The sequence below is a fragment of the Ensifer sp. B1-9 genome (assembly GCF_050474445.1).
Classification (GTDB): Bacteria; Pseudomonadota; Alphaproteobacteria; order Rhizobiales; family Rhizobiaceae; genus Ensifer.
In genome coordinates this window covers 195,362-209,937 of the sequence record NZ_JBCHVG010000014.1, presented here as the reverse complement: position 1 = coordinate 209,937, position 14,576 = coordinate 195,362, and the positions used below count along the sequence as shown (strand labels likewise).

Annotated in this window: 16 protein-coding genes; 5 read left to right on the top strand and 11 right to left on the bottom strand. The window is 56.1% G+C overall.

Annotation, left to right across the window (positions count from 1 at the left end):
* The first annotated feature begins 56 nt into the window (after positions 1-56).
* Positions 57-227: a cupin domain-containing protein gene (locus tag ACQ5BM_RS25970; RefSeq protein ID WP_429817583.1), complete on the top strand. Its 171-nt coding sequence runs from the start codon at positions 57-59 to the stop codon at positions 225-227.
* On the top strand, positions 224-1,543 hold the full coding sequence (locus ACQ5BM_RS25965; RefSeq protein WP_429817581.1) for a flavin monoamine oxidase family protein: 1,320 nt from the start codon (positions 224-226) through the stop codon (positions 1,541-1,543). Before ACQ5BM_RS25970 ends, ACQ5BM_RS25965 begins: the two co-directional genes overlap by 4 nt.
* Positions 1,544-1,795: 252 nt before the next feature.
* On the opposite strand, the gene ACQ5BM_RS25960 is transcribed toward ACQ5BM_RS25965, so the two are convergent.
* The 11 genes from ACQ5BM_RS25960 to ACQ5BM_RS25910 all read right to left on the bottom strand — a co-directional run bounded on the left by ACQ5BM_RS25960 (position 1,796) and on the right by ACQ5BM_RS25910 (position 10,434).
* Positions 1,796-2,140 carry a cupin domain-containing protein gene (locus tag ACQ5BM_RS25960; RefSeq protein WP_429817579.1) on the bottom strand — a complete coding sequence of 115 codons (345 nt, stop codon included), beginning with the start codon at positions 2,138-2,140 and terminating at the stop codon, positions 1,796-1,798.
* Positions 2,141-2,221: 81 nt separating this feature from the next.
* Entirely contained in the window at positions 2,222-3,070 is an 849-nt protein-coding gene (locus tag ACQ5BM_RS25955) for a substrate-binding periplasmic protein (protein WP_429817577.1), read from the bottom strand.
* 33 nt (positions 3,071-3,103) lie between these two features.
* Positions 3,104-3,763 (bottom strand): amino acid ABC transporter permease, encoded by a 660-nt coding sequence (locus ACQ5BM_RS25950; protein ID WP_429817575.1) that lies wholly within the window; start codon positions 3,761-3,763, stop codon positions 3,104-3,106.
* The gene (locus ACQ5BM_RS25945) at positions 3,760-4,401 is read right to left on the bottom strand and encodes an amino acid ABC transporter permease (protein WP_429817573.1); all 642 of its coding nucleotides are present in this window, start codon (positions 4,399-4,401) and stop codon (positions 3,760-3,762) included. The genes ACQ5BM_RS25950 and ACQ5BM_RS25945 overlap by 4 nt, the downstream gene beginning before the upstream one ends.
* A 1-nt stretch (position 4,402) precedes the next feature.
* Positions 4,403-5,200, bottom strand: coding sequence for an amino acid ABC transporter ATP-binding protein (locus ACQ5BM_RS25940; protein WP_429817572.1), 798 nt, complete (start codon positions 5,198-5,200; stop codon positions 4,403-4,405).
* Complete coding sequence (locus tag ACQ5BM_RS25935; protein WP_429817570.1) at positions 5,200-6,486, bottom strand: flavin monoamine oxidase family protein; 1,287 nt, start codon at positions 6,484-6,486, stop codon at positions 5,200-5,202. The genes ACQ5BM_RS25940 and ACQ5BM_RS25935 overlap by 1 nt, the downstream gene beginning before the upstream one ends.
* 12 nt (positions 6,487-6,498) lie before the next feature.
* Positions 6,499-7,047 carry a helix-turn-helix domain-containing protein gene (locus ACQ5BM_RS25930; RefSeq protein WP_429817568.1) on the bottom strand — a complete coding sequence of 183 codons (549 nt, stop codon included), beginning with the start codon at positions 7,045-7,047 and terminating at the stop codon, positions 6,499-6,501.
* Positions 7,048-7,317: 270 nt separating this feature from the next.
* Entirely contained in the window at positions 7,318-7,875 is a 558-nt protein-coding gene (gene msuE / locus ACQ5BM_RS25925; protein ID WP_429817566.1) for an FMN reductase, read from the bottom strand.
* A 20-nt stretch (positions 7,876-7,895) separates the two neighbouring features.
* Positions 7,896-8,756: a transporter substrate-binding domain-containing protein gene (locus tag ACQ5BM_RS25920; protein ID WP_429817564.1), complete on the bottom strand. Its 861-nt coding sequence runs from the start codon at positions 8,754-8,756 to the stop codon at positions 7,896-7,898.
* 12 nt (positions 8,757-8,768) lie between these two features.
* Positions 8,769-9,503 carry an amino acid ABC transporter ATP-binding protein gene (locus tag ACQ5BM_RS25915; protein WP_429817563.1) on the bottom strand — a complete coding sequence of 245 codons (735 nt, stop codon included), beginning with the start codon at positions 9,501-9,503 and terminating at the stop codon, positions 8,769-8,771.
* 1 nt (position 9,504) lies between these two features.
* On the bottom strand, positions 9,505-10,434 hold the full coding sequence (locus ACQ5BM_RS25910) for an amino acid ABC transporter permease (protein ID WP_429817561.1): 930 nt from the start codon (positions 10,432-10,434) through the stop codon (positions 9,505-9,507).
* A gap of 278 nt (positions 10,435-10,712) precedes the next feature.
* Here ACQ5BM_RS25910 and ACQ5BM_RS25905 point away from each other — a divergent pair, with 278 nt between their 5' ends.
* The 3 genes from ACQ5BM_RS25905 (at position 10,713) to ACQ5BM_RS25895 (ending at position 14,552) form a co-directional block, all read left to right on the top strand.
* Positions 10,713-12,047, top strand: a complete 1,335-nt coding sequence (locus ACQ5BM_RS25905) for an LLM class flavin-dependent oxidoreductase (protein ID WP_429817559.1) — start codon at positions 10,713-10,715, stop codon at positions 12,045-12,047.
* Between the two features lie 75 nt (positions 12,048-12,122).
* Positions 12,123-13,466, top strand: a complete 1,344-nt coding sequence (locus tag ACQ5BM_RS25900; RefSeq protein ID WP_429817557.1) for an LLM class flavin-dependent oxidoreductase — start codon at positions 12,123-12,125, stop codon at positions 13,464-13,466.
* 510 nt (positions 13,467-13,976) lie between these two features.
* Positions 13,977-14,552 (top strand): MarR family winged helix-turn-helix transcriptional regulator, encoded by a 576-nt coding sequence (locus tag ACQ5BM_RS25895; RefSeq protein ID WP_429817555.1) that lies wholly within the window; start codon positions 13,977-13,979, stop codon positions 14,550-14,552.
* The last annotated feature ends 24 nt before the right edge of the window (positions 14,553-14,576 follow it).

Sequence of the window (14,576 nt, the reverse complement as noted above, 5' to 3'; positions counted from 1 at the left end):
GGAATACCTGTCCGGCTTCAGATTGGAATAGCCGTCCGGCATCATCGGAATACGCAATGAACGATGAGACGTTTCTCGTTTTGGAGGGCGAGCTTGAAATGACCTTCCAGGATGGATCCCAAATTACCCTCCGACAGGGGGACATCATTTCGGTGGCGGCTGGCACGCAAACCAACTGGCGGATCACAAAGCCGTTCAAGAAGTTCGTCGTGGAGGTCGGGGCGTGAGCGAGGAGATTTCAACCGATGTGATTGTCATCGGCGGTGGCTTCGGAGGTGTCACGGCGGCTCGCGAACTCAGTTCTGCTGGTGTCGATGTGATCGTTCTGGAAGCCCGTAATCGACTGGGTGGCCGCACTTGGTACGAAAAGGATCGTATTGCAGGTTTCGATGTCGAAATGGGCGGGGGGTGGTTGAGCGCAGATGAAGCCTTTGTCATGGCTGAGGTGCGTCGCTATGGCGTCGAACTTATCGAAGCAGATACTTCGGCTCCCAAGCATCTTATCTGGCGGTCTCCTGCTGGCGTGCGGAGGTCCGCCTTGCCTGTGCCATTTGAACAGCTCGCAGAGTTAGAGCGAGCGATAGGCCGTATGGACAACGCTGCAAGCCAAGTGGACCGTGGTCTAGATTTAGAGGCCCAGAAGGAACTCGACGTCTCTCTGCCGTCCTTTTTCGAAGATCTTCGGCTCCCTAGTGAAACGTTGGGAGTGCTGGAAGGATGGTGGACGGGTCTTTCATCATCCGATTGGAGCAACATGTCCGCCTTGTTCGTGTCGCGGCTGATAAGCCGCGCCGGCGGTACGTTTATGGGCATGACCAATACCGTCATGCTGGGTCCACGTTTCAAGAATGGGACTCTCGATCTTGTCCAATCGATCGCCCAGGATTCTCAGGCGAAAGTCCTTCTGAACTCCCCAGTACGCCAAATCGTGACAGTCGAAGATGGCGTAAGGGTCGTAACAGACTCGCAGAACTATCGCGCTAAAGCAGTAATTTGCGCTGTACCGACGAGTACTCTAGCAAGCATTGCTTTCGAGCCCGAATTGGATGCAGACAAAAAGGCGGCGTTGTCTGTGCGGCACGCCGGAAGCGGATTCAAGCTCTGGATGGTTGCCAGAAATGTGCTTGGCGGTGTTTTCAGCATAGGCGCTCCAGGCCCGTTCAACCATCTCTTCACGGTCGACGAGCGGGGCGAGGATGCCTTGCTCGTAGGCTTTGGACACGGTGAGCGCCCAGACATCCGAGATCTATCGGCAGTCAGCGCCCTGCTACAGCAATATCTGCCCGAAGCAGAGGTGGTTGCTGCCGACATGCACGACTGGTTCACAGATGAGTTCTCGCAAGGGACTTGGGCGGTTTACCCTCCTGGTTTCTCGACCGGGCACGAGGAGGCCCTCAGGCGTCCACACGGGAACATCTTTTTCTGCGGATCGGATGTGTCGGAAGTGCGTCCTGGCTACATCGACGGGGCGATCGAGTCGGGAATTACAGTGGCACAGAACTTGCTGTCCAAAGTCACGAATGACCTTTGCCGGCGCGCATAGGACTGGCGGCTTCAAGATTGCAAACCCGAACAGATTCCGCCGAAGAACATCCACTTCGGCGGACGTACTTCCTCTGTATATCGGCAGCGCTGCCGACGAGAAGCGCTGCCGGTCTACAGAAGTGATCGTGTCATCCAGCGGTCAAGCGGTCATGCTTCCGGAAAGGAAAGATTGGATGCCACGCCACTTCACGCAGAGCCACGACGACAAAGGTTCCATGTCCAACGAGACATTCCCGGGCATTCCAGTGCTTTAGCCCCTCGTCATGTTGAGAGAGACCTTGTGCAGAAGTGCCTGCACTGTCATTTCGGACGGCGTGTTCGGCGGCAGCGAAACAACGCTTCCAGCCGTCAGATGATGGGTCTCCGCCCCGTTAATGAGGATATCAGCCTCACCCGAGATCACGACGAAGGTTTCACCCTTAGGATGTCCTTCGTAGTTGTAGATGCCAGGGCTGGCGCGCCACATATTGAGGCCCAGATCAAGAAGATGGCTCTTTAGGATTTCGCGATGATGCGACACCGTTCCGTCGTTGGCTACAAGCGAGGGAACGAGCAAACCATCAGCGGTCACGTTCTCGATCAAATACTGCGACATTGAACTTCTCTCCATAGTTTTGAGTATGCGTCTTTGCGGGGGCCCCCACCAGGTGAGCTGACAGAAGCCCCAAGCAATGTGTTAGTCGATAAAGTAGGGTTCACCGGTCTCGGCTAGATCAGTCGGAATTCCGACCTCTTCCAACGCCTTCTTGATCAGGCCGTTCTCGTGCATTTCCTTAATGTCGGCGTCTAGTGCCGCGGTGAAGTCTGGATTATCAAGCACGTGAGGGAAGCCGACCTGCGGCACCTTCATCGTGGTAGAGATCTCGGCGATTCCTTCCGGGACGGTGACTTTAGCGTTGGGAACGCTGCCGTCTTTGGCAACGCGCTCTGCAAGCTCGTAGGGGACCAGCGCGACCTCAACGCGGCCAGCGCGCAGATCCGCAAACACTTGGTCAAAGCTTTGGTAGATCTTCATGTTGTCGCCATAGTAGGCTTGCGCTTCAGCCACCCACAGGTTGCCTTGGGGGGTCCCGACGAGATGTCCTTTGGCGGACTCGTACGTCGGAAAATCCCCGCTCGTGCTAACGAGCGCCGACTTCGAGACCATTGTCGGGTAGGACATTGCCACGATTTCTTGACGGCGTTTCGAGCGATACCAGCCTCCTGTAGCAAGATCGACACGCTTCGCCTGGACCGCAGGAATGATGCCCGCGCCAGCGATTTCCTGAGCGTCGATCTTCAGGCACTCAACACGCGCAAACTCGTTGAGGATTGCTCCTTCAAACCCTCCAAGTTTTCCGTCCTTGAGTTCGATGATCGGACTAACGGAGACGACAGCAACGGTCAGAGTGCCGGGCACTATCGTTTCGAATTTATGCTTAGGCGTGCATTCCTCAGCGTGGGCAGTTGTTGCCATCATGCCTGCCACAAGCGCAGCAAGGACCGTTCCGCCGACGCGTGTCGGCAGCTTTGCAAAGCTAGTCATGGTTCATTTCCCCGAATTTAAGTTGAAGGGGCCCTAGAGGTAACGCGACATGCGCTCCTCGATTCCTCCCACCAATTGCGCTGCGATCACCGCGATCGAAGCGTAGATCAGTCCTGCAAGCGTCAGCACTGGCAGGTATCTGAATGTGATGCTGGCGAAGTTGTAAGCTTTGCTCAGCATCTCCGGCACCGCGATCGCGAAACACAACGATGTTCCTTGAAAGAGCACGATGCAGAAGCCAAGAACGGGTGGTATCGCGACACGAAGTGCCAGCGGCAACACGACGAAGCGATACTTGTCAAAGGTGCCCAGTCCCAGAACGTCAGCTGCTTCCAGCTGTTCCCCCGGGACGGACTCGAGCGCGGCTCGAAACATTTCACTGGTATAGGCGGCCGTCGAGAAGCCGAGACCAGCCACAGCGGCAGCGGTAGCCGATGCCGAGATCCCGATTTCGGGTAAGCCGAAGTAGGCCAGATAAAGGATCACGAGTGCGGGTGCGCCGCGCCCAATCTCTACCAGGCCTACAATCAACCACCCGAGGGGTTTAGGACCCGCCTTTTGCAGGATTGCGAAAAACAAGCCTGCGGGGACACCTACGGCTAGGCTCATTACGCAGATCTGGAGGCTTACCAGCAAACCAGAGGCAAGATGGGGCAGGGCTTCGATCCAGGTGCTAAGTACATCAGTCATCATCGTGACACCCTCTTCGAAAGCTTTGCATGGAGCCAGCGCGAAGAAACGGCGAAGGGAGCGGACAACCCGATGTAGATCAACGCCGCGATCGTGTAGATCTTGATCCCTTCAAGCGTTTGGTTGGTTTGGATGACCGCGAGAGCCGTCACGTCGATGACACCGACTGTCGAGGCGACAGCCGAATCCTTGAGTGTGCCAATTGCGATCGTGGCCATCGAGGGAATCGCTACCCGCACCGCCTGGGGCAGAATAACGTGCCAGAGTGTATCCCACTTGGTCAGGCCGATGACTTCAGACGCTTCCCATTGACCAAAAGTAATTGAGCCGAAGGCGGACCGATAGACCTCCGCCATATAAGCAGAGCACACCAGGCCGAGCGTTACGACAGCCGCCGCCAACGGCGAGACCTGGATTCTTCCGGAGCCGATCCCGTAGAACACGATGAACAAAAGGACGATCGATGGAATCCCGCGGAACAACTCGATCAGGAAACGACCGATGAACCGCAGTGCCGCGATCGGAGACCTGCGCATGAGCGCGATTGGAAGCCCAAGTACGATGCCGACGATCAGCGATAGCCCGGTGACGATAATCGTCCATGCGATGCCGGGTGCGAGGGTCAGAAAATAGTGCAACATCTCACCGTCCCAATACAGCGGAAAGGAAGCGTTGCGTACGTTCGTGACTCGGGGCCTCGAATAGGTGCCTAGGCGCACCGATCTCGATGATGCTGCCGTCTGCCATAACCACGACGCGGTCGGACACTTCCTTCGCAAACCCCATCTCGTGGGTGACCACCACCATCGTCATGCCTTGATCGGCAAGGCTGCGCATGACCTTGAGAACTTCCGCCCCATATTCCGGATCCAGTGCGGAGGTGGGTTCGTCGAAAAGGATTACCTTCGGATCCAAGGCGAGGGCACGCGCGATCGCCGCGCGTTGCTGCTGGCCGCCCGAGCAACGCTTCGGATACTCTAGTGCCTTGTCAGCGATGCCTACCTTTGAGAGCAGACTCATCGCCTTCTCTTTAGCGTCTGCTCGAGTGCGATTGAGAACGCGCAATTGAGCGAGCATCACGTTTTGCAGGATGGTGATGTGCGGGAAAAGCTCGAACGACTGGAATACCATTCCGAGATTGCGACGGAATTCGCGGGCCGTGATGCTGTCATTCTGGTTCGCGCCGTTTCGCGCACCACTGACCACGCGCCTTCCTTCAAAGAAGATGGTGCCTTTGTCAGGGGGGCTTAGATGGTTGACGCAGCGAAGAAGGGTGCTTTTGCCCGATCCGCTCGGCCCAATTACGCTGATCACCTCGCCTGGTGCAACGTTGAGGCTAACGTCTTTGAGAACCTGCAGCGGTCCGAAGTGCTTGGAGACATTGTCGATCTTTACGATCGGATTCGCGGACCCGTTAGGCTTGATGTGGCTCGTATGCATTAGCGCGCCTCCAACAGTTCAGCTACATCGAAAGCCGTCTTCAGCGCACCCTCGACGCCCCGCGTGTCGGAGAGATCTGCGCCTATAAAGTGAACTCGGCGGTGCGGCGCGCGCATTACCAACGCGTCTTTCATTTCGCCTGGACGAAACGTCGCCCAGGCACCGGATGCGTACGGGTCCTGGTTCCAGTCATGCGCCTCGATCTGCAGGATTTGGGCTTCTGGAGCGAGATGCTTCACGGCCGCAGTGACTGACTCTTGGCTCGATAGGTCCGGGCCACCTTTTTCAATGCCGAAGCCGACGACCAAGTGATGGTTTTCATCCTTGTGCACGGTCTGCAACAGCTGGAGTGGTCCACCCATCCCAGCCCGGAGAATGGGTTCTTCCATTCCCGTAATCGAGACACAAAGCTTTACGCCGCGGCAAGGTTGACCCCTGGAAACGTATTGTGCTTGTTCAGGACGGAGTGGCGGATTGAACCGAATTGCAGATAGCGTGTTGACCGGCACCGCGCAGATTGCCGAATGCCCGCGGAACGTCTGCCCTGTGGATAGCTCAACGGTGACGCCATCGTCGTCCTGCGTGATTGACGAAACCACCGAACGGAAGCGGATGTCGACCTCTCCAAGCCCCGCTGCAATTGCGTTGATGAGCTGGCTTGCACCCTGTTCGAAGATGTAGGCGTTCGTGGAAACAAGGTTGATGATGGAGTTTCCACGCGAAAATACCAGGCCGATCGCGCTCACGGCCGATATTTCATCCAGCGTGGTGCCGGAGTATTGCGTGGCCCATGCCTCGAAGAAGTCTCTGACGGGTTTGGACAGATTCAGGCTGTCGAGATAGTCGCTTGCCGCAATGTCGAGGTCCGGAACAGGCTGTTCAGCAGTGGGAACTCCAGGAACGAAGCGCTTTGCGTCGCTGATGATCTGAAATGCCGCGGCTTCGATCTCGGCCCCGTGCTCCTCAATTAATTCGGATGACGCGTACATCGTCCCATCGAGCAGCCACTTCACGTCCTTTGACTTGATCGGGGAAGCAAGGACCAGGCCGTACCGCTCGACTTCGTTTCCAACATACGACCCAGGCACGGGTTTGAAGTACGCGCCGCCAATCTCAACTACGGGACCTCTGCCGCAGAACGGACGAGAATGAAGTCGGCCTCCCAGCCGCTCTCTCGCTTCAAGAAGCAGCACCTTCTTGTCTTTCGCTGCCAGCTCGCGTGCGGCTGTCAAACCCGCTACGCCGCCCCCAACAATAATCGCATCGAACACTCGTTCCCCGTTCATTTCTTATGCTTTCTATGGTTCAACTACAGGTGGACTTAGAGAGAAGATTGCCCGGAAATTATCGTCTCCATGGTTGACTAGGCTATGAGGCTCGGACGTCCAGAAAGAAGCACTGTCGCCTTCGTTGAGAACATCTTCGACGCCGCTTACGCGCAATATCGCCTTCCCAGACACCGCCACGACCAACACAAAGGTGTCGCCGTAAGTCAGTTCCGCCAGCTGATCTCCAGGAACGAGGATCAACTCGTACGCTTCAATGTGCTGAAACGGGCGAGGGGTTATGAGATGTTTTGATGATGCGGTCCCCCAGTCTATCGACGGACGGTCTGCTTTTCGTACGATCCGGGAATTGGATGCTGGTGTCTGGCTATCGCCCACCAAATCACCCAACGTGACGCCGAGCGCCTTCGCGATACGGATCAGCGTGGCGACGCTCGCACCGCTTTTTCCGTTCTCGAGTTGGCTCACCAGACTGGGGCTCGTGCCGGCTGCTTCTGCCAGCTTACGTACGGTAAGCTTCCGTGTTGATCTGAAATGACGAATGTTTTCGCCGGCTTGCATTGTCCTCATTCCTTTCCCAGTGAAACTGTACAATGCGATTAGCCAGAGTAAACAGTTTGTACAGTTTGGTTGAACGATATGTCAACACCTTTGATACGCAAAAGCTAAAATTTGCGTACCAAGAATCAGCGCATGCTAGGACTGGTAGCTGGGATGGGACAGATGTTGCGTTGTGCTTGCGTTGTCGTAACGTGCTGAAACAGCCGCTTCACACTCTCGGTGTGGGAAGCCGGGCTTCCCGTGATGAGATGAAGCCCGGCCATCGATGGTCTAGTTCAATGTTACAATCTGGCGCGCAAGTTCTTGGGCGGCGCATTTCGCGCGGCCCCGGATCTCGGGATTGGTCAGTTTTCCCTCTTTGAAGTCTGGCTCACCAGCGTAGACGGCTGTCGGGAGGGCCAAGGCGTTGAAAAATCCGAACAGCGGCCGAAGCTGGTGCTCAACCACGAGAGCATGCCGATACCCCCCTCCGCAGGCGGTAATGCATACCGGTTTGTCCCGGAGACTGGCCTGGTCGAGCAGGTCGATGACGTGCTTGAAGAGGCCAGCATAGGATCCCTTGTAGACCGGTGTGCCGACAATCAACGCATCAGCATGCTCGATGGCGTCAATGATCTCCTTCTGCTTGCCTTCAAGGTCGCCCTTCCATTTGGCATCGCCCAAATTGCCGAGATCGATGAGATCGTAGATGTCGATACTTTCGATCCCGAGAGACTGCAGTTCCTCGATCACGGCTTCGACAAGCGCCCTCGATTTCGAGGGTCTTTGATTGTTGCCACAGAATGCAACGACACGGGGTGCCGAATGCGCGGATTCATGGTGAGACATTGACGTTGAACCTCTGGATACTATTGCTTGGGCATGTCGTTGATCATCGGTTCGAAGGTGTTGCCTTCGAGACCGTACTTGGCCATCAGCGATTGGAGTTTGCCCGACTGGTATAGGTCTTTGGCGGCAAGCTGAATTGCGTTAGCAAGGTCCGGGCTGTTGGCAGAGACATAGAACCCGGTAGCCGTTGGTTTGTAGCCGTCCTGCACGATCGTCCAAGGTTGCTCTCCACTGCGGATCACAAAGTTGGCTTGCGACGTTTGCACGGTCTGCGCTGCGTCGCGGCCGGATCGAAGGGCCAAGTCCGCGTCAGGAATGGACGTGTACATATTCAGCTTTAGCGGGGGCAGTTTCTTCGCTACGCAATCGTCTGAGACTTCTCTAGCAATCGTAACGTTTTCCGTTCCCTTTAGTGTGCCGATGCTCTCCCCGCAGAGGCTATCGATAGTCGGGAAGCGTTCCTTGTTCTTGTCGAGGACTACAATGGCCATGGAATCGAGCTGGAAATTGATGAAGGTGACGACGCTCCTGCGTTCCTCAATGTCGGACGCGCCTGCGCCGCCAACGTCGTAGCGTTGCGCACCTACACCAGTGATAAGGCCTTCCCATTTGGTCTCAGTGATGTCCCACGTGACGCCCAGTCGCTCCCCGATCGCCCGACCGACATCGACTTCAAACCCGGTGAGTTCACCTGTTGCCTCGTCCTTCCAGATGTAGGGGATGTATGGCGAGACCTCGCCCACTTTCAGTACGCCAGCCTGCCGAAATTTCTCCGGAAGTGCATCTTTCACCGGGTCAGCATGGGCGCTGAGCGCCGGCAAGAGAATGATTGCAGTTGTTGCCAGAGCCCGAGCTGTTTTGAACGTCGTTTTGATATGCATTGTCGCTTCCCCTTACTTTAGCTTGTTGTTGTGGTCGAACATTTCGTCAGGTGGTCCTTGCTTGATGATCTGGCCGTCAGCCATGACCACGATGTGGTCTGAGATCTCCCGGGCGAACGCCATTTCGTGTGTGACGATCACCATCGTCATGCCTTTGCAGGCCAGGCCGCGTATCACTTCAAGCACCTCTCCGACCCAGCGCGGATCAAGGGCGCTGGTTGGTTCGTCGAACAGCATGATCCGGGGGTTCATCGCGACAGCGCGCGCGATCGCTGCGCGTTGCTGTTGGCCGCCAGACAGCTGGGAAGGGTGCTTGTGGACGTGGTCGCGTAGCCCGACGGCCGACAAATGTTCCATGGCTATGAGCTCCGCCTCGCGGCGTTGCATGCCCAGGACCTTGATAAGGCCGATCGCAACGTTCTCGAGTGCGGTCAGATGCAGAAAAAGGTTGTACTGCTGAAACACCATGCCGAAGGTTCGCCGTTGTATCGCAATAGTATTTTCGGTCGCCTGATACAGCTCCCCTTGGAACCACTCATAACCCACCAGCGTGCCATCGACGTCGATGTAGCCGCCGTCGATATGCTCGAGTTGGTTGATGCAGCGGAGCATCGTGCTTTTGCCGCTCCCGGATGCTCCGAGCACGCAGACCACTTTTCCTGCGTGGATATCCAGATCGATGGACTTGAGAACTTCGATACCGTGGAAGTTTTTGCGCAGCGAACGAATTTTGATGATGGCGTTCATATTACATCTCCGAAACTTGCGCAGCGTTCAGTTGGTCTGCTCGCTGGGTAAGAACGGAGCGCTGCTGCCACGTTTCGAGATAGCTCTGCAGAATGCTCAGGAATGCGATCATCACCATGTACCAGAAGGAAGCTACGAACAGCAGCGGAATGACCTCGTAGTTGATTGAATAGATATTCTGGGCGTTGGTCAGGAGATCGCCGCCGCCGATAACCGAGACGACCGAGCTACCCTTTAGCAGGATAATCACCTGGTTCGCGGCCGGAGGGATGATGACCCGGGTGGCCTGAGGCAGGACGATTGTTTTCATCACCTGGAAGCGCGTCATTCCGATCGAAAGAGCCGCCTCCGTCTGTCCTCTGGGCACGGACAGGATGCCGCCACGCACCACTTCGGACATGTATGCCGCTTCATGCAGGGCCAACCCAAAGATGGCTGCCATGAAGGGTGTTATGACCGAATTGGTGTCCCAGCCGACGCCGATGTCGGTGAACGGAATTCGAAGGCCAAGCTCGGGGAAGATGAGCGCGAGGTTGAACCATAAAATGAGTTGGACCAGCAGCGGCACGGCGCGAAAGATCCAAACGTAGAATGCACTTGCACCACGAAGAATGCCGCTCGATGACTCTCGCATGAAGGCCAGTACGACCGCGATCGCAAAGGCGATAACCACGCTGATCGCTGTTAGCTGCAAGGTAGCCAGGGCACCTTGAAGGATCTCGCGGTGGAAAAGATACTCTGCGAATACGCTCCAGCGGATAGTCGGTGCAAAGGCAAATACGCTGATAAGCCACAGTATTATTGCGACAGTAATCACTGCAAAGGTCAGTTGTGACCAAGGAATGTGTCTTTTAGCCTTTAAGGCTCCATGCTGATCAAATGAGATTTGATCAGCAATTTGTGGTATTTGCTTCGATGCAACGTCGTGCAACGCTCTTCTCCCATGAGAAATACACTGAATTTAGCAGGTGGTCCGCCTAGCGTTGCGAGGTGGAACAACATTCGTTCGACCTCTTCGCTCCCCCGTTTTTTTCGGACAAGAACACACGAGATTGTCAATGTCTATACAAAAATTTCGACGAAAGTCGAATTTTTTGAAGCGTATTCTAAATCCAAAGAATGTAAAGGCATTGACAAACTAGTTCCATCTCGCTCAGTCTTTGGCCACCCCCGGTCGGTGTGGCTGAGCAATGAAAGCAGGTAGGTGAGATGAGCGAACGAAAGCTGAGCTTGGGACTTTTCGTTTATGCATTTGGGCACAGCCCCGCAGGCTGGCTGCACCCGGGCTCCCCGCTGGATGCGGCGACGAGCCTCCCATATTTCCAAACGCTGGCCCGGACAGCGGAGGATGCGCTGCTCGATTTCCTGTTCTTTGCGGATTTGCCCGCGTCCGCGGAAGGAAGTTATGAGTTCCGCAGCCGCGTCCCGACCCACATGAACCGGTTCGAACCGATCACCCTGCTTTCAGCGTTGGCCGCTAGCACAAAGAACATCGGATTGGCGGCTACTGCATCAACGAGCTTCACCGAACCATTTAATGTGGCTCGCCAGTTTGCGTCATTGGACCACCTCAGCGGAGGACGGTCTGCATGGAACGTTGTCACTTCGGATCACGTCTCGGCCGCCCGCAACTTTGGCAAGGACCAGATGGATTCGCATGAAGTGCGCTATGCGCGCGCCCGCGAACATCTTGAAGTCGTGAATGGCCTGTGGGACAGCTTTGAGTCCGACGCCCTGAAGCTGGATCGGGAGCGTGGTGTTTACCTTGACGCGAACAAAGTTCATCCGCTCAACCACAAAGGACCACACTTCAGCGTAAGGGGACCTTTGAATATCTCGCGGTCGCCGCAGGGAAAACCTGTGATCGCGCAGGCGGGGGGATCAGAAGAAGGAATGGACTTTGCGGCCGAGACCGCTGACGTCGTGTTCACCGTGGCGGGCACGATCGAAAAGGCACGCTCGTTTCGACAGAGTTTGCACAATCGCATGAAAAGGTTTGGGCGCACGCCGGACCAGATAAAGGTTCTCCCCGGCATCAACATCATCGTCGGCGAGAACGATGAAGCTGCCCGAACAAAGCTTGAGGAGCTTCTTTCGGCCATGCATCCCGAGGCCGGCAAGGCCGTACTCTCTCAGTTTCTGGAAACTGACCTTTCGGACATTTCCTTCGACGACAAATTCCCGGTTGAACGCCTTCCTACGCAAGCGAAAGGTTCTAAGAGCCTGTTTGAGACGATGTCGGAATTCGTGCGTCAGGGGCTTACGCTTCGTGAGCTGGTGCGAGTGTTCGCTGAAAAGCAGGCTGGGAACGGAATTCTCGGATCGCCCGGTCGGGTGGCCGATTTCATGGAAGGCTGGATGAAAGGCGAAGCTGCGGATGGCTTCATTCTGATGTTGCCGTCGCTACCGTCGAGTCTCACGGATGTTGCCCAGCTCCTTGTGCCTGAGCTGCAAAGGCGGGGTCTCTTCCGCACGGGGTACGAAGGCTCGACCTTAAGAACCAATCTTGGCCTTTCGACACCAATCAATCGCTACGAAGCCTAATCCGTACCTCGCGAGAGGCCGTGGCAATGCCAGTACCCTCTTGTCAGGTCAAAACGAAAGCTCTTGGAGAAGAAAATGGCGAACAAGAAGATGCACCTGGCCCTGTTGCTGGAGCCACACGGAATGCATCCTGCGGCATGGCTGCAATCTACTACCAATCTGAACGCCGCAAACGACATCAACCACTACAGATACATGGCCGCCGCGGCAGAGACCGCGTGTTTCGACCTCGTTTTTGAGGCGGATACGCCAGCGGCGCGTACGGATAACCTGCAGGCCTGGGCCCGTTATCCGATGTTCATGAACAAATTTGAGCCGATGACGCTTCTCGCAAACCTGGCGAGCGCGACCAAGCATGTTGGGCTCGCAGGAACGGTCTCGACCACGTTTACGGAGCCCTACAATCTGGCTCGTATGCTCTCGTCCCTGGACCATATGTCGGGGGGACGGGCGGCCTGGAACGTTGTCACATCGGCAAACGCCTATGTCGCGGGCAATTTCGGCCAAAAGGAACTGCCCGCGCATAGCGATCGTTACGCGATGGCGAACGAATTCGTAAAACTCCTTTTTGATCTCTGGGACACCTACGAAGACGACGCCTTCATTAAGGATCGGAAATCCGGACTCTATCTCGAACCCAGTAAGATGCATCCCGTTCACCATGAGGGGGCAAATTATAAGTTGCACGGCGCGCTCAACATCGCTCGTAGCCCTCAAGGAAGACCCGTGATCGTTCAGGCGGGCGCTTCGTCCACCGGACAAGAGCTTGCAGCTGAGACGGCGGAGATCGTGTTTGGTAATGCAGACACGCTTGAGGAAGCGATTGCCTTCCGCAAGGGCTTGATGGAGCGCATGGCCAAGTTCGGCCGCGAAGAGCACTCATTGAAGGTCTTGTCATCTTTTGCCGTTGTGCTCGGTGACAGCCGTGCCGAGGCGGACGAAAAGTACCAATCACTGCAGGAAGCTATTCACCCGGACGTCGGCCGCTTCCTTTTGTCCGGAGAGCTTGAGGCCGACCTTTCGAAGATTGACTACGATGAACCTATCCCGCTTGAGCTCTTGCCCGACAGTGCGAAGTACTCGAAGTCGTACTTTGACAAGGTCATAGCGATCGTCCGACAGGAGCGGCCGTCGTTGCGGCAGCTGGTCAATCGCTATGACCGCGGACATCCGACTTTTCGCGGTACGGCCAAAGACGTAGCGGACAGGATGGAAAATTGGTTCGAACAAGGCGGCGGTGATGGTTTCATGATGATTTTTCATGAGCATCCGAATGAATTCGAGCGCTTTTCCAGGGAAGTTGTTCCCGAACTCCAGCGACGCGGCCTGTTTCGCAAGCAATATTCCGGACCAACCCTGCGCGATCACCTCGGTCTCGCGCGTCCGGAGCACGGGGTCCGTTCTAAGACAGGCGCATAATCGGGAAGCCTGCTGGCATGATAGGAGAGCGGGGAGGGCCATCGGCCCTGCCCATCGAAGCTACGTGCGGCTTACGATTACTCCATGGCGAAAAGGTCGAGATGCCCCCGCCGTTGTTCTTGAACAACGTTATCTCGTCTTCCGAACTGCGTCCGGGTGCACTTCCTTGGCAGAGTTGGAAGAGATCCGAACGGGTCTGCCGCTGTCTTCGAAAAGATGAGCTCGGCCCCAAGCGGAGGCCCATTTCTCCACTCAGGGCGACCACGAGGCAATGGGTCGACGGCGCTGAGGATTGCCGGGAATTATTCCAACGAGCTTGGTCGCTATGACACCGTCGCGTCGCCACCCGATCGGATCTCGCATGCCGGAAGCCGAAAGGAATTTCATGGGTCTCTCGTGTTTTTCTTGGAAGGCGGCTAAACAGCGCTGTTTCGAGCACTCGGAAATCGCTCTAACGCCTTCATTTGTTGCCGTTTTTCCGGTAAATCTCGACCGGTGATGGAGAATCGTATGGACGTCGAAAACGCACGTTTGCGCATTGAACGGGAAAGCTCCCTGTTACGTGAGGCCATTGAACGCACTGATCGTGCAGCATGCCTGGCTCAGTATCTCGAGGCAGGTAACAAGCTCATAGACGGCATCGATACCGCTGCCATGGAGCTGAGCCTGACGCTGCTGCAGACGACAGAAATGATGAACTACGATCTCGAATCCGCTGCGATCCGGAAGTTCGGCTTCACCAACGCCAGCTTCCACTTGGCGTTCGTGGTCGCGCTGTCCCAGACAATCGAGGGAGCAAAGCTGCCAACAGTCACCAATATGAGCCGCGCGACCGTATCGAACATAACGAAGACGCTGGAAAAGAACGGCATCGTAAGGAAGGAACCCCACCCAACCGATGGCAGGGGAATGATGTTGTCGATCACGCCTGAAGGCTTCTCCAAGGTCATACGGGCCTGGTCGGCCGTCAATAAGCGCGAGCGTAAGTGGGCCGAGGCTCTTACCCCCGTGGAACGTGAACGACTGATAAAGTTGTTGCGAAAGCTCTCCAGTCGCGATGATCGACAGATCAAGCGGAGGGGCTGAGCTCCGCTATTGGCATCGGGGATT